The organism is Streptomyces sp. 2P-4 (assembly GCF_030167965.1).
In the GTDB taxonomy this organism is placed as follows: domain Bacteria; phylum Actinomycetota; class Actinomycetes; order Streptomycetales; family Streptomycetaceae; genus Streptomyces; species Streptomyces globosus_A.
Genome location: NZ_CP095011.1, coordinates 1,938,782 through 1,955,000, shown reverse-complemented (window position 1 = coordinate 1,955,000; position 16,219 = coordinate 1,938,782). Strand labels below are relative to the sequence as shown.

Genomic DNA, 16,219 nt, shown 5'->3' with positions numbered 1-16,219 from the left:
TGCCTACAAGCCGTGGGAGCGTCGGGATCTTCGGATCCTCGTGACTGCGTGCCTTTTGAAGAATGAGCCTGCGAGTTAGCGGTGTGTAGCGAGGTTAACCCGTGTGGGGAAGCCGTAGCGAAAGCGAGTCCGAACAGGGCGTTTGAGTTGCACGCTCTAGACCCGAAGCGGAGTGATCTAGCCATGGGCAGGTTGAAGCGGAGGTAAGACTTCGTGGAGGACCGAACCCACCAGGGTTGAAAACCTGGGGGATGACCTGTGGTTAGGGGTGAAAGGCCAATCAAACTCCGTGATAGCTGGTTCTCCCCGAAATGCATTTAGGTGCAGCGTCGTGTGTTTCTTGCCGGAGGTAGAGCACTGGATAGGCGATGGGCCCTACCGGGTTACTGACCTTAGCCAAACTCCGAATGCCGGTAAGTGAGAGCGCGGCAGTGAGACTGTGGGGGATAAGCTCCATGGTCGAGAGGGAAACAGCCCAGAGCATCGACTAAGGCCCCTAAGCGTACGCTAAGTGGGAAAGGATGTGGAGTCGCAGAGACAACCAGGAGGTTGGCTTAGAAGCAGCCACCCTTGAAAGAGTGCGTAATAGCTCACTGGTCAAGTGATTCCGCGCCGACAATGTAGCGGGGCTCAAGCGTACCGCCGAAGTCGTGTCATTGCAGTAATACTCCCAACGGAGGCTGTGATGGGTAGGGGAGCGTCGTGTGCCGGGTGAAGCAGCCGCGGAAGCGAGTTGTGGACGGTTCACGAGTGAGAATGCAGGCATGAGTAGCGATACACACGTGAGAAACGTGTGCGCCGATTGACTAAGGGTTCCTGGGTCAAGCTGATCTGCCCAGGGTAAGTCGGGACCTAAGGCGAGGCCGACAGGCGTAGTCGATGGACAACCGGTTGATATTCCGGTACCCGCTTTGAAACGCCCAATATCGAGGCGAGCGATGCTAAGTCCGTGAAGCCGTCCTGGATCCTTCGGGTGAAGGGAAGTGGTGGAGCCGACGAACCGGACTTGTAGTAGGTAAGCGATGGGGTGACGCAGGAAGGTAGTCCAGCCCGGGCGGTGGTTGTCCCGGGTAAGGGTGTAGGCCGAGGGTAGGCAAATCCGTCCCTCATACAAGGTTGAGACCTGATGCCGAGCCGATTGTGGCGAAGTGGATGATCCTATGCTGTCGAGAAAAGCCTCTAGCGAGTTTCATGGCGGCCCGTACCTAAACCGACTCAGGTGGTCAGGTAGAGAATACCGAGGCGTTCGGGTGAACTATGGTTAAGGAACTCGGCAAAATGCCCCGTAACTTCGGGAGAAGGGGGCCATTCCTGGTGATAGGTCTTGCACCTTGAGCTGGGGTGGCCGCAGAGACCAGCGAGAAGCGACTGTTTACTAAAAACACAGGTCCGTGCGAAGCCGTAAGGCGATGTATACGGACTGACGCCTGCCCAGTGCTGGAACGTTAAGGGGACCGGTTAGCTCCATTTCGGTGGGGCGAAGCTGAGAACTTAAGCGCCAGTAAACGGCGGTGGTAACTATAACCATCCTAAGGTAGCGAAATTCCTTGTCGGGTAAGTTCCGACCTGCACGAATGGCGTAACGACTTCTCGACTGTCTCAACCATAGGCCCGGTGAAATTGCACTACGAGTAAAGATGCTCGTTTCGCGCAGCAGGACGGAAAGACCCCGGGACCTTTACTACAGTTTGATATTGGTGTTCGGTTCGGCTTGTGTAGGATAGGTGGGAGACTGTGAAGCGGCCACGCCAGTGGTTGTGGAGTCGTCGTTGAAATACCACTCTGGTCGTGCTGGATGTCTAACCTCGGTCCGTGATCCGGATCAGGGACAGTGTCTGATGGGTAGTTTAACTGGGGCGGTTGCCTCCCAAAGGGTAACGGAGGCGCCCAAAGGTTCCCTCAGCCTGGTTGGCAATCAGGTGTTGAGTGTAAGTGCACAAGGGAGCTTGACTGTGAGACCGACGGGTCGAGCAGGGACGAAAGTCGGGACTAGTGATCCGGCGGTGGCTTGTGGAAGCGCCGTCGCTCAACGGATAAAAGGTACCCCGGGGATAACAGGCTGATCTTCCCAAGAGTCCATATCGACGGGATGGTTTGGCACCTCGATGTCGGCTCGTCGCATCCTGGGGCTGGAGTCGGTCCCAAGGGTTGGGCTGTTCGCCCATTAAAGCGGTACGCGAGCTGGGTTTAGAACGTCGTGAGACAGTTCGGTCCCTATCCGCTGTGCGCGTAGGAATATTGAGAAGGGCTGTCCCTAGTACGAGAGGACCGGGACGGACGAACCTCTGGTGTGCCAGTTGTCCTGCCAAGGGCATGGCTGGTTGGCTACGTTCGGGAGGGATAACCGCTGAAAGCATCTAAGCGGGAAGCCTGCTTCAAGATGAGTATTCCCACCTCCTTGAGAGGGTAAGGCTCCCAGTAGACGACTGGGTTGATAGGCCAGATGTGGAAGCCCGGTAACGGGTGGAGCTGACTGGTACTAATAGGCCGAGGGCTTGTCCTCAGTTGCTCGCGTCCACTGTGTTAGTTCTGAAGCAACGAACTCGCCATTGCCGGCTTGAGTTCAACTTCATAGTGTTTCGGTGGTCATAGCGTTAGGGAAACGCCCGGTTACATTCCGAACCCGGAAGCTAAGCCTTTCAGCGCCGATGGTACTGCAGGGGGGACCCTGTGGGAGAGTAGGACGCCGCCGAACAACCCGCCCTTTTAGCTCAGTCGGTAGAGCGTCTCCATGGTAAGGAGAAGGTCAACGGTTCGATTCCGTTAAAGGGCTCCAGCAGAAAGGCCCCCGCCGATGGCGGGGGCCTTTTTTGTTTTCCCGCCAGGCAGGGGGCACAGCTCTCCGGGCCCCGCGCGGGGGCCCGGAGCCCGCACCGGAAAAGTCAGTCGCCCGTCCGCGGCTGCGGGACGCGGAAGGCCAGGATCGCCATGTCGTCCGACGCCGGCTCCGCCGCGAAACGCTCCACCGCGCGAAGGATCCGGGCGGCCACCGCGCCCGCCGTCAGGCCCGTACAGGTTGTCAGGACTTCCGTGAGGCCGTCGTCGCCGAGCATGCGGCTGCCCTCGCGGCGCTCCGTGACCCCGTCCGTGACGCACAGCAGGACGTCGCCCGGCTCCAGCGTCACCGTCTCCTCGTACAGCTCCAGATCGTCCATGACACCCAGCAGCGGCTGCGGCTCCGCCGCCGGCACCACCTCGCCGTCCGGGCGCAGGCGCAGCGGCAGCGGATGCCCGGCACACACCACCTTCATCAGGGCGCTGCCGTCCTCCCGCGGATGCAGTTCCCCGTACAGGAGGGTGAGGAAGCGGCTGCGGGCGCCCTCGTCGAGGATCGCCGCGTTCAGGCGCTCCAACACCGCCGGCCCGCCCAGGCCCTCACGGGCCAGCAGGCGCAGGGCGTGGCGGGCCAGACCCGTCACCGCCGCCGCCTCCGGGCCCGTACCGCACACGTCGCCGATGGCGAAGCCGTATGCGCCGTCGCGGATCGGGAAGACGTCGTAGAAGTCGCCGCCCACCTCGTTGCCCTCGCCGGCCGCCCGGTAGATGACCTCCACCTCCATGCCGGGGATCGCGGGCGAACCCGGCGGGAGCAGGCTGCGCTGCAGCGAGCGGCTGATCGCGGTGCGCTCCGAGTACAGGCGGGCATTGTCCAGAGCCAGGGCCGCCCGGCGCGACAGGTCGTCGGCGAGCTCCAGGATCTCCTGCCGGAAGTGCTCCCCGGACGGCTTGCCGAGCGTGAGCATGCCGATGACGCGGTTGCGGGCCAGCAGCGGCAGCACCACCGTCTCCCCGCCGACCGCGGTGGCCGCGTCCCGCCACGTGCGGGCGCCGGCCTCCCGGACCGGCTCCGGCGGGCTCACCCGCGACAGCAGGGCCTTCAGGCCGTCGATGCGCTCCTCGTCCTCGTGGAGCACGTACGACAGGTACGGGTCCGAAGACTGGTCCGCGATCGTGTACACGGCGCACCACGTGGCCAGCGTCGGGACGGTCATCTGCGCCATCAGCGCCAGCGTCTGGTCCCGGTCCAGGGTGCCCGCGAGCAGGTCCGAGGCCTCGACGAGGAACGAGAGCGAGCCGCGGCGCAGCCGCTCCAGCTCGCCCAGGCGGGCCGACTCCACCGCCAGCGCGATCCGGTCCGCGGCGAACTGCAGCCGCAGCGCCTCCGCGTTCGAGTAGCGGCCCGGGTTCTCCGCGGCCACGCCGAGGGAGCCCGTCAGCCGGCCCTCCACCTTCAGCGGGACCGTGACCACCGAGCGCATGCCCGTCCCGTCCAGCAGGGGGACCGCGCCCGGGACCGCCGCCAGGTCCTCGTGGACCGCGGGCATGCGGGCCGATCCGTACCGGCTGGCGCCCGCCTCGACGGGGACCCGGGCAAAGCGCTGGCGGGTCGAGGGGAGGCCGGTGGTCGCGCGGACCTCCAGCTCCGTCTCGTCGTCCGTGGCGAGCAGCAGGAACGCGGCGTCCGCGTCGAGCATGTCGCGGGCGCGCTCCACGGTGCGCTGGAGCAGGCCGTCGAGGTCGTCGGGGGCGGGCGAGCCGATGAACACCTCGAAGGGGTCCGCCGGGCGCGCCTCGGCGAGCTGGCCGCCGTCCGCGGCGGGCGCGCGCACCGGCGTCTGGAGCAGAGCGCGCTCGTCGTCGTGGACGAGGAGGCAGACGATCGACGGGTCACCGTGCGCGTCGCGGACCCGCAGGTGGGAGCCGTAGACCGGGATGACCCGGCCGTCGGCGCCGCGGATGCCGTAGCTGCCCTCCCAGCGGGACAGGCGCAGCGCCTCGGCGATACCGGTGCCGGTGCCCGGCGTCTGCGGCCAGGCGGCGAGCTCGGCGAGGGGGCGGCCGATGGCCTTGGAGGCGGGATGGCCGAAGACGTGCTCGGCGTCCTCGTTCCAGGCGGAGACGCGGTCGTCGGAGTCGACCTGGAGGACAGCGACGCGGACCCGGCTGTCGGCGAGCGGCAGCATCCGGTCGGGGACGACCGGGCCCGCGGAGCGGGTGCCGACGGGGCGGTCAGGGAGGTCCAGGCGGAACCACACGTGCTTGTGGGTGGCGGTGTACTCGACGCCCCAGCGGGTGGCGAGCGCGGCGCAGAGCATCAGGCCGCGGCCGTTCTCGCGGTCCGGGTCGGCGTACGGGCGGTCGCCCGGGTGCCGCAGCGGCAGCTCCCGCTCCGGATAGCGGTCGGCGACCTCGACGCGGACGCCGTCCTCGGTGCGCAGGCACAGGACCTCGGCGCTGGTGCCGGCGTGGACGACGGCGTTCGTGACGAGTTCGCTGGTGAGGACGACGGCGTCGTCGACGATGTCCGCGAAGCCCCATCCTTGTAGGGTGTCGCGGACGAACAGGCGGGCGGAGGCGACCGAGCGCCCCTGGGGGTCGAAGCTGGCAGCCGCCCGAGCCGTGATCACAAGTCTCCTTCGACGCGGTACATCGGTGCCAGGTTACTTACCTTCCCGGGCGGCATGGGCCGTCACCGGGGATTCCACCCGGCAGGGCGGCCGGTGTGCGATGGTGCCGAAGTGTTATCGCCGGGTTCGGCCAGGGTGAAACACTGGGCAGGATCGGTTTGCACGGCGCGACACGCCGTGTGCCGGTGGATGTGCGGTCGACCCTTTCGGGAGGGACACGGTGGAGTCTGGCGCAGCGGTGCGGCGTACGGGAACGCGCGCGAAGGGTGGCAGGTCGCGCCGGAGCGGGACGACCGAGGTGGATACCGCCGCCCTGAACCGGCTGCTCACGGCCCTGGTGTCGATGCGGGACGGGAACTTCCGCAAGCGGCTGACGGTGTCCGGCGACGGGGTGATGGCGGAGATCGCCGCCGTCTACAACGAGGTCGCCGACCGCAACCTGCACCTCACCGGGGAGCTGTCCCGGGTCCGGCGCACGGTCGGGCGCGAGGGCAAGCTGAGCGAACGGCTGGAAGTCGGTGCCTGCGAGGGCTCCTGGGCGGCCGCGATCGACGCGTCCAACCAGCTCGTCGACGATCTGGCGCGGCCGGTGTCCGAGGTCGGGCGGGTGCTGTCGGCGGTCGCCGAGGGCGACCTGGACCAGCGGATGGACCTGCGGACGCAGACGGCGGACGGGGCGGGGCACCCGCTGCGCGGGGAGTTCCTCAAGGTCGGGCGGACGGTCAACAACCTGGTCGACCAGCTGTCGGCGTTCACCGACGAGGTGACGCGGGTGGCGCTGGAGGTGGGTACCGAGGGCAAGCTCGGCGGGCAGGCCCAGGTGCGCGGAATGTCGGGTTCGTGGAAGGACCTGACCGATTCCGTCAACACGATGGCGTACCGGCTCACCGCCCAGGTGCGTGACATCGCGCTGGTGACGACGGCGGTGGCGAAGGGCGACCTGTCGCGCAAGGTCACGGTGCACGTGGCCGGCGAGATGCTCCAGCTGAAGAACACCGTCAACACGATGGTGGACCAGCTGTCGTCGTTCTCCTCGGAGGTGACGCGGGTCGCCCGCGAGGTCGGCACGGAGGGCGAGCTCGGCGGGCAGGCGCAGGTCCCCGGTGTCGCCGGCGTGTGGAAGGACCTCACCGACTCCGTCAACACGATGGCGGGCAACCTGACGGCCCAGGTGCGGGGGATCGCGCAGGTCACGACGGCCGTCGCGAACGGCGACCTGTCGCAGAAGGTGCGGGTCAGCGCGCGCGGCGAGGTCGCACAGCTGGCCGAAACGATCAATCAGATGACCGAGACGCTGCGGACGTTCGCGGACGAGGTCACGCGCGTCGCCAGCGAGGTCGGGGCCAAGGGCCTGCTGGGCGGCCAGGCGCAGGTGCCGGGCGCGGCGGGGACGTGGAAGGACCTCACCGACTCGGTGAACACGGTCTTCCGCAACCTCACCACGCAGGTGCGCGACATCGCCCAGGTGACGACCGCCGTGGCCAACGGCGACCTGTCGCAGAAGGTCACCGTCGACGTCGCCGGCGAGATGCTGGAGCTGAAGAACACCGTCAACACGATGGTGGACCAGCTGCAGTCCTTCGGCGCGGAAGTGACGCGGGTGGCCCGTGAGGTCGGCGTCGAGGGCGAGCTGGGCGGCCAGGCGCAGGTGCCGGGCGCGGCGGGGACGTGGAAGGACCTCACCGACTCGGTGAACACCGCCTTCCGGAACCTCACCGGTCAGGTCCGCAACATCGCGCAGGTCACCACGGCCGTGGCCAACGGCGACCTGTCGCAGAAGGTCACCGTCGACGTCTCCGGCGAGATGCTCCAGCTGAAGAACACCGTGAACACGATGGTGGACCAGCTCTCCAGCTTCGCCGACCAGGTCACGCGGATGGCGCGGGACGTGGGCACGGAGGGCCGGCTCGGCGGGCAGGCCCGCGTCGAGGGCGTGTCGGGCACCTGGAAGGAGCTGACCGACTCGGTCAACTTCATGGCCGGGAACCTCACCTCCCAGGTGCGCCAGATCGCCCAGGTGACGACGGCGGTGGCGCGGGGCGACCTGTCGCAGAAGATCGACGTGGACGCCCGGGGCGAGATCCTGGAGCTGAAGAACACCATCAACACGATGGTCGACCAGCTGTCGGCCTTCGCGGAGCAGGTGACCCGGGTGGCCCGGGACGTGGGCACGGAGGGCCGCCTCGGCGGCCAGGCGCAGGTGCCGGGCGTCGCCGGGGTGTGGCGGGACCTCACGGACTCGGTGAACGGCATGGCCGGGAACCTGACCTCGCAGGTCCGCAACATCGCGCAGGTCGCGACGGCGGTGGCGCGGGGCGACCTGTCGCAGAAGATCGACGTGGACGCCCGGGGCGAGATCCTGGAGCTGAAGAACACCCTCAACACGATGGTGGACCAGCTGTCTAACTTCGCCGAGCAGGTGACCCGGGTGGCCCGCGAGGTGGGCACCGAGGGGATCCTGGGCGGCCAGGCGGAGGTGAAGGGCGTCTCCGGCACCTGGAAGGACCTGACGCAGTCCGTCAACTTCATGGCGAACAACCTCACCTCGCAGGTGCGCAACATCGCCGAGGTGACGACGGCGGTGGCGACCGGCGACCTCTCCAAGAAGATCACGGTCGACGCCAAGGGCGAGATCCTGGAGCTGGTGACGACCGTCAACACGATGGTGGACCAGCTGTCGTCGTTCGCGGAGCAGGTGACCCGGGTGGCGCGCGAGGTGGGCTCCGAGGGCATCCTCGGCGGCCAGGCCCGGGTACGCGGCGTGACGGGCATCTGGAAGGACCTGACCGACAACGTCAACCTGATGGCGAACAACCTGACCTCCCAGGTGCGCAACATCTCCCAGGTGTCGGCGGCCGTCGCCAACGGCGACCTGACCAAGAAGGTGACGGTGGAGGCGCGAGGCGAGGTCGCGCAGCTCGCCGACACGGTCAACACGATGGTCAAGACGCTGTCCTCGTTCGCCGACGAGGTCACGCGCGTGGCACGCGAGGTGGGCACCGAGGGCCGCCTCGGCGGCCAGGCGCACGTCCCGGGGGTGTCGGGGACCTGGAAGGACCTCACCGACTCGGTGAACTTCATGGCGTCGAACCTGACCGGGCAGGTGCGCCAGATCGCCATGGTCACGACGGCGATCGCCAAGGGCGACATGACCAAGAAGATCGACATCGACGCCCGGGGCGAGATCCTGGAGCTGAAGAACACGATCAACACGATGGTCGACCAGCTGTCGTCGTTCGCCGAGCAGGTGACGCGCGTGGCGCGCGAGGTGGGCACCGAGGGCATCCTCGGCGGCCAGGCCCGGGTGCGGGACGTCGACGGCACGTGGCGGGACCTGACCGAGTCCGTGAACGAGATGGCCGGCAACCTCACCCGGCAGGTCCGCGCGATCGCGGCCGTCGCCACGGCGGTGACGCGCGGCGACCTCAACCTGAAGATCGACGTCGATGCGGCGGGCGAGATCCAGGTCCTCCAGGACAACATCAACACGATGATCGCCAACCTGCGCGACACGACGCTGGCGAACAAGGAGCAGGACTGGCTGAAGGGCAACCTGGCCCGGATCTCGGCCCTCATGCAGGGCCGCCGCGACCTGGACGACGTCGCCTCGCTGATCATGAGCGAGCTGACGCCGGTGGTCTCGGCGCAGCACGGGGCGTTCTTCCTCGCGACGCCGGCCGGCGGGACCACCGAGATCGGCACCGAGGGCGGCCCGGACGGCTCGTACGAGCTGCGGATGCGCGGGAGCTACGCGTACGCGGGCGGGCAGATGCCTACGGCGTTCCGGCCGGGGGAGGGCTTGATCGGGACGGTCGCGGAGGAGAAGCGGACGATCCTCGTCGAGAACACCCCGCCGGGCTACCTGAAGATCTCCTCGGGGCTCGGGGAGGCGCCCCCGGCTCATGTGATCGTGCTGCCGGTGCTCTTCGAGGGGAAGGTGCTGGGCGTGATCGAGCTGGCGTCGTTCCAGCCGTTCACGCAGATCCAGAAGGACTTCCTGAGCCAGATCGCCGAGATGATCGGCACGAGCGTCAACACCATCAGCGTCAACTCCAAGACGGAGATGCTGCTCAAGCAGTCGCAGGAGATGACGGAGCAGCTGCGCGAGCGCTCCGACGAGCTGGAGAACCGGCAGAAGGCGCTCCAGGCCGCCAACGCGGAGCTGGAGGAGAAGGCGGAGCTGCTGGCGCAGCAGAATCGGGACATCGAGGTGAAGAACACCGAGATCGAGGAGGCCCGGCAGGTCCTCGAGGAGCGCGCCGAGCAGCTCGCGGTCTCGATGCGCTACAAGTCGGAGTTCCTGGCGAACATGTCCCACGAGCTGCGGACGCCGCTGAACTCGCTGCTGATCCTGGCGAAGCTGCTGGCCGACAACGCGGACGAGAACCTGTCGCCCAAGCAGGTGGAGTTCGCGGAGACCATCCACGGGGCGGGCTCGGACCTGCTCCAGCTGATCAACGACATCCTCGACCTGTCGAAGGTCGAGGCGGGCAAGATGGACGTCTCCCCGACGCGGATCGCGCTGGTGCAGCTCGTCGACTACGTGGAGGCGACCTTCCGGCCGCTGACCGCGGAGAAGGGCCTGGACTTCTCGGTACGGGTCTCCCCGGAGCTGCCCGCCACCCTGCACACCGACGAGCAGCGGCTCCTCCAGGTGCTGCGGAACCTGCTGTCGAACGCGGTGAAGTTCACCGACACGGGGGCGGTGGAGCTGGTCATCCGCCCGGCGGGGTCGGACGTGCCGCCGGCGATCAGGGAGCAGCTGCTGGAGGCGGGCTCGCTGCGCGAGGCGGACGGGGACCTGATCGCGTTCTCGGTGACGGACACCGGCATCGGAATCGCGGCGAGCAAGATGCTGGTGATCTTCGAGGCGTTCAAGCAGGCGGACGGGACCACGAGCCGGAAGTACGGCGGCACGGGCCTCGGGCTGTCGATCAGCCGGGAGATCGCCCGGCTGCTGGGCGGCGAGATCCACGCCGCGAGCGAGCCCGGCCGCGGCTCCACCTTCACGCTGTACCTGCCGCTGCACCCGAGCGAGCTGCCGCCCCAGGGGTACGCCTCCCCCCAGCCCGGCGGCCGGCCGGAGGCCCACCGCCGGCCGGAGGGCGGGGCGCCGGAGGCGCCGGCGCCGGCCGTCCCGCCGGCGCTGCCCGCCGCGCAGCCGCAGCCGGCCGCGCCGGCGGCCGCACCCGGCGGGCAGGGCCAGGGCGGGGCGGCGCTGTTCCGGCGCCGCCGCAAGGCGCTGGGCGGCGAGCCGGAGCCGCGTACGGCGGGGGCACCCGCAGCCCGGCCGGGCGCGGCGGCGCCGGAGGAGGCGGGCTGGACGGCGCCGCAGGCGGAGCCGGCGGCGGCGCCGGCGTACGACTTCCACGGGGAGAAGGTGCTGATCGTCGACGACGACGTCCGGAACGTCTTCGCGCTGACCAGCGTGCTGGAGCAGCACGGGCTGGCGGTGCTGTACGCGGAGAACGGCCGGGAGGGCATCGAGGTGCTGGAGCAGCACGACAACGTGGCGGTCGTGCTGATGGACATCATGATGCCGGAGATGGACGGGTACGCGACGACGGCGGCGATCCGGCGGATGCCGCAGTTCGCCGGGCTGCCGATCATCGCGCTCACCGCGAAGGCGATGAAGGGCGACAAGGAGAAGGCCATCGACTCCGGGGCGTCCGACTACGTCACCAAGCCGGTCGACCCGGACTACCTGCTGTCGGTGATGGAGCAGTGGATGCGCGGGGAATGACAGCGGCAGGGAGGGGGCGGCCGGGAACCCCGCGGCCCCCCGCCCCGTTTCCCTTTCGTGCACAGTGACATCTTGGTGACAGGGTGTGGCGATCTCGGGACTGGGGCTACGATGACCGGCACAAGGACGGGCGGCGCAAGGATGCCGTCCTCTGGGGCGGGGCCCGGCGCGCGCGCCGGAGCCAGGAGCCGGGGAGGCCCCATGCCGGGGCGAGGAGGACAGGGCATGGTGCAGAAGGCCAAGATCCTCCTGGTCGACGACCGGCCGGAGAATCTGCTGGCGCTGGAGGCCATCCTCTCCGCGCTCGATCAGACCCTGGTCAGGGCGTCGTCCGGGGAGGAAGCGCTCAAGGCGCTGCTCACGGACGATTTCGCGGTCATCCTGCTGGACGTGCAGATGCCCGGCATGGACGGCTTCGAGACGGCCGCGCACATCAAGCGGCGGGAGCGGACCCGGGACATCCCGATCATCTTCCTGACCGCGATCAACCACGGTCCGCACCACACCTTCCGCGGCTACGCGGCGGGCGCGGTGGACTACATCTCCAAGCCGTTCGACCCGTGGGTGCTGCGGGCGAAGGTCTCCGTGTTCGTCGAGCTGTACACGAAGAACTGCCGGCTGCGGGAGCAGGCGGCGCTGCTGCGGCTCCAGCTGGAGGGCGGCGGCACGGCCGACGGGGGCAAGGAGACCGCCGGGCTGCTCGCCGAGCTGTCGGCGCGGCTCGCGGCGGTGGAGGAGCAGGCCGAGGCGCTGACGAAGCAGCTCGGCGAGGAGGCCGCCGACCCGGCGGTCGTGGCGACCGCGGCGCACCTGGAGCGCAAGCTCACCGGGCTGCGGCGGGCGCTGGACGCGCTGGAGCCGGGGTCGGGCGGGGGAGCGCAGGTCATGCCCGCGCAGCACTGAACGGACCGGCGCCGTCCGGACCGGCGCCGCCCGCGGGTGGGCGTGCGGGAGCGAAAGGTCTGGCGGATCGTCAAATCGACGCTCTAGCGGGCGACACGAAAGGGTGAAGGGGTGGGCACGCGTGTCCACCGGCGTGCACACCGGTAACCTCAGGCCCATGGCCTCACGTACGTCCGGCAAGGGTTCCCAGAGCACGGCGGGCACCGCGAAGGGCCGCACCGGCCGTACGACGGCGCCGGCGAAGAAGGCGGCCCCCGCACGCGGCGCGGCCGCGCGGAAGGCGCCCGCGAAGCGGGCCCCCGCCAAGAAGGCGGCGCCGAAGCCCGCCCCCTCCCCGACCGGGGGAGTGGTGCGGCTGGTGCGCGCCGTCTGGCTGGGCTGCGCGCACGCCGTCGGCGCGGTGTTCCGCGGGATCGGGCAGGGCGCGAGGAACCTCGACCCGGCGCACCGCAAGGACGGCGTCGCGCTGCTGCTGCTCGCCCTTGCGCTGATCGTCGCCGCGGGGACCTGGTCGAACCTGAGCGGTCCGGTCGGCGAGCTGGTCACGATGCTCGTCACCGGCGCCTTCGGCCGGCTCGACCTGCTCGTCCCGGTCATCCTCGGCGTCATGGCCGTCCGCTTCATCCGCCATCCCGACCAGCCCGACGCCAACGGCCGGATCGGCGTCGGCCTGTCCGCGCTGGCCGTCGGCGTCCTCGGCCTCGTCCACATCGCCTGCGGCGCGCCCGGCCGGGGCGAGGGCACGACCGCCATGCAGGACGCGGGCGGCCTGATCGGCTGGGCCGCGTCCAAGCCGCTGATCTTCACCATGGGCGCCCCGCTGGCCGTGCCGATGCTGGTCCTCCTGACGGTCTTCGGGCTGCTCGTCGTCACCGCGACGCCCGTCAACGCCATCCCGGAGCGGCTGCGCCGGCTCGGGATCCGGCTCGGCGTCATCGCCCCGAACGAGTACGACGAGGAGTACGGGCCGTCCCCCGCCGCCCGGCGCGGCCGCCACGACCCCGAGCAGTGGCGGGCCCGCGGCGGCCCGGCCGACGCCGGCCCGGACCCGGTGGACATCGAGGAGCAGGCCCTGGCCGCCCGCCGGCGCCGCCCGCGCCGCACGCCGGTCGACCCCGCGGTCGAGCGGGAGATGGACGCCGTCGACGTGGCCGCTGCCGCCGCTGCCGCCCTGGACGGGGTCGTCCTCGGCGGGATGCCGCCTTCGCCGGTGGTCGCCGACCTCACCCAGGGCATCACCCCCGGGCAGGACGGCGCGGAGCCCACGGCGCCGGTGCCGCCGGCCCGCGCCGGCGCGCCCGCCGGTGCGCGCGGCGCCGCCGCCGCGGAGCCGGCCGGCGGGCTGCCGCACGACACCACGGCCGCGGCGTCGGGGACGCTGTCCGTGCCCGACCTGACCAAGGCGCCGCCGGAGCCGCAGCCGCTGCCGCCCCGGGCGGAGCAGCTCCGGCTGCGCGGGGACATCGCCTACGCCCTGCCCTCGCTGGACCTGCTGGAGCGGGGCGGGCCGGGCAAGACGCGCAGCGCGGCGAACGACGCCGTCGTCGCCTCCCTGCGCAACGTCTTCTCCGAGTTCAAGGTCGACGCTGACGTCACCGGCTTCACCCGCGGCCCGACGGTCACCCGCTACGAGGTCACCCTCGGCGCGGCCGTCAAGGTGGAGCGGATCACCGCGCTGACCAAGAACATCGCGTACGCGGTCGCAAGCCCCGACGTCCGGATCATCAGCCCGATCCCGGGCAAGTCGGCCGTCGGCATCGAGATCCCGAACACCGACCGCGAGATGGTCAACCTGGGCGACGTGCTGCGCCTGGCGGACGCCGCCGAGGACGACCACCCGATGCTCGTCGCGCTCGGCAAGGACGTCGAGGGCGGCTACGTCATGGCCAACCTCGCGAAGATGCCGCACGTGCTGGTCGCCGGCGCCACGGGCTCCGGCAAGTCCTCCTGCATCAACTGCCTGATCACCTCGATCATGGTGCGGGCCACGCCGGAGGACGTCCGCATGGTGCTGATCGACCCCAAGCGGGTGGAGCTGACGGCGTACGAGGGCATCCCGCACCTGATCACGCCGATCATCACCAACCCCAAGCGGGCCGCCGAGGCCCTCCAGTGGGTCGTGCGCGAGATGGACCTGCGCTACGACGACCTGGCGGCCTTCGGCTACCGGCACATCGACGACTTCAACCAGGCCATCCGCGAGGGCAAGATCAAGCTGCCGCCGGGCAGCGAGCGGGAGCTCAGCCCGTACCCGTACCTCCTGGTGATCGTCGACGAGCTCGCCGACCTGATGATGGTCGCCCCGCGCGACGTGGAGGACTCCATCGTCCGCATCACCCAGCTGGCCCGCGCGGCCGGCATCCACCTGGTGCTCGCCACGCAGCGCCCCTCGGTCGACGTGGTGACGGGCCTGATCAAGGCGAACGTGCCCTCGCGGCTCGCGTTCGCCACCTCCTCGCTCGCCGACAGCCGGGTCATCCTGGACCAGCCGGGCGCCGAGAAGCTCATCGGCAAGGGCGACGGGCTGTTCCTGCCGATGGGCGCCAACAAGCCGGTCCGCCTCCAGGGCGCCTTCGCCACCGAGGAGGAGGTCGGCAAGGTCGTCCGGCACTGCAAGGACCAGATGGCGCCGGTCTTCCGGGACGACGTCACGGTCGGCCAGCAGCAGAAGAAGGAGATCGACGAGGAGATCGGCGACGACCTGGACCTGCTCTGCCAGGCGGCCGAGCTGGTGGTCTCCACCCAGTTCGGGTCGACGTCGATGCTCCAGCGCAAGCTGCGCGTGGGCTTCGCCAAGGCGGGCCGGCTGATGGACCTGATGGAGTCGCGGGGGATCGTCGGGCCGAGCGAGGGCTCCAAGGCGCGCGACGTCCTGGTGAAAGCGGACGAACTGGACGGAGTGCTCGCGGTCATCCGAGGCGAGGCGCCGTAGGCGCGGCGGGGCGGGGCCGGGCGGATTTCGCGGGCAACCGTTTCCCTTGGGCCCACGTCTAGTTGAGGGGGGTGGCGGCACCGTCCGGTGCGGTACCCGGTGCGCGTGCGGGTCCGGGCGGCCGCCGAAGCGGCACGGGCCCCGGCACGCCATTCGGATGGCGTACGGAGTCCACCCCTCCGGTTGCTCCTCCCTTTCGTCACCCCCCTAGACTGGACATCCAGCAGGTGGCTACACGCTCGAAAGGCGCCCTCGTGTCCATCGGCATCTCCAACTCCCCCGAAGATGAGCGTCCTTCGACCGGCGACCGGTCCGAGGACCGCCCCACCGAACGCACTTCCGAAGGGCCGTCCATCGGGACGGCCCTGAAGAAAGCCCGCATCGTCGCCGGGCTCACCGTCGACGAGGTCAGCTCCACGACGCGCGTGCGCATCCCGATCGTGCACGCGATCGAGGCCGACGACTTCACGCGGTGCGGCGGCGACGTGTACGCCCGCGGCCACATCCGCACCCTCGCCCGCGCCGTCGGACTCGACCCGGCCCCCCTGGTCGAGGCGTACGACGCGGCCCACGGCGGCCGGCCGGCGCCGACTCCGGCCGCGCCCATGTTCGACGCGGAGCGGATCCGCCCCGAGCGGCAGCGGCCCAACTGGACCGCCGCCATGGTCGCCGCCATCGTCGCCGTGATCGGCTTCGTCGGCTTCACCGCCTTCGGCGGCGGCGGGGCCGGGGAGAAGCGGCCCCAGGCCGAGGGCTCCTCCGCCCCCAAGGCCGCGCCCAAGCAGCCCGCCGGCAAGCCGGCACTGCCCCAGCAGAGCCCGGCGGCGCCGAAGCCGGAGCCCTCCGACAGCGCCATCGCCGCCGCGCCCAAGGACCTCGTCACGGTCGTCCTGACCGCCAGCGACGGCGACAGCTGGATCTCCGCCAAGGACCACAGCGGCCGGCTGCTCTTCGACGGAACCCTGGACATCGGCGAGTCCAAGACCTTCACCGACAAGGAATCCATCGACCTCGTGATCGGGGATGCCGGTGTCGTCACGCTGTTCGTGAACGGCAAGGAGATCAAGGACGAATTCCAGCCGGGCCAGGTGGAACGTCTCACATACACCAAGGACGATCCCGTCCAGGGACCGGCCCAGGCGGGCTGAGCTGCACGGAATACGGAATTCCGGATCCCCGGGGTGTCGCACGGCACCCCGGGGATCTTGGTTTGCCGGGCCTTGGGGCGGGGGT

General features: G+C 69.5%; 5 protein-coding genes, 1 tRNA gene and 2 rRNA genes (1 of these 8 only partly in view). 7 read left to right on the top strand and 1 reads right to left on the bottom strand.

The window, feature by feature from the left end; translation table 11 throughout:
* From MUK52_RS08080 to MUK52_RS08070, 3 genes are all read left to right on the top strand, one after another.
* A 23S ribosomal RNA gene (locus MUK52_RS08080) occupies nucleotides 1-2,503 on the top strand; it begins 605 nt to the left of the window's first position.
* Between the two features lie 75 nt (nucleotides 2,504-2,578).
* A 5S ribosomal RNA gene (gene rrf / locus MUK52_RS08075) occupies nucleotides 2,579-2,695 on the top strand.
* Between the two features lie 5 nt (nucleotides 2,696-2,700).
* A tRNA-Thr gene (locus MUK52_RS08070) sits at nucleotides 2,701-2,776 on the top strand.
* Nucleotides 2,777-2,882: 106 nt separating this feature from the next.
* On the opposite strand, the gene MUK52_RS08065 is transcribed toward MUK52_RS08070, so the two are convergent.
* Entirely contained in the window at nucleotides 2,883-5,408 is a 2,526-nt protein-coding gene (locus MUK52_RS08065) for a SpoIIE family protein phosphatase (RefSeq protein ID WP_284575337.1), read from the bottom strand.
* A gap of 220 nt (nucleotides 5,409-5,628) precedes the next feature.
* On the opposite strand from MUK52_RS08065, the gene MUK52_RS08060 reads away from it, so the two are divergent.
* The 4 genes from MUK52_RS08060 to MUK52_RS08045 all read left to right on the top strand — a co-directional run bounded on the left by MUK52_RS08060 (nucleotide 5,629) and on the right by MUK52_RS08045 (nucleotide 16,134).
* Nucleotides 5,629-11,151 carry a hybrid sensor histidine kinase/response regulator gene (locus tag MUK52_RS08060; protein ID WP_114054461.1) on the top strand — a complete coding sequence of 1,841 codons (5,523 nt, stop codon included), beginning with the start codon at nucleotides 5,629-5,631 and terminating at the stop codon, nucleotides 11,149-11,151.
* A 225-nt stretch (nucleotides 11,152-11,376) separates the two neighbouring features.
* Entirely contained in the window at nucleotides 11,377-12,054 is a 678-nt protein-coding gene (locus MUK52_RS08055; RefSeq protein WP_114054462.1) for a response regulator, read from the top strand.
* Between the two features lie 157 nt (nucleotides 12,055-12,211).
* A complete protein-coding gene (locus MUK52_RS08050) occupies nucleotides 12,212-14,986 on the top strand; it encodes an FtsK/SpoIIIE family DNA translocase (protein ID WP_284575332.1) in 2,775 nt (924 codons plus the stop codon).
* A 254-nt stretch (nucleotides 14,987-15,240) separates the two neighbouring features.
* Nucleotides 15,241-16,134, top strand: coding sequence for a helix-turn-helix domain-containing protein (locus MUK52_RS08045; RefSeq protein ID WP_114054464.1), 894 nt, complete (start codon nucleotides 15,241-15,243; stop codon nucleotides 16,132-16,134).
* Nucleotides 16,135-16,219 lie beyond the last annotated feature (85 nt).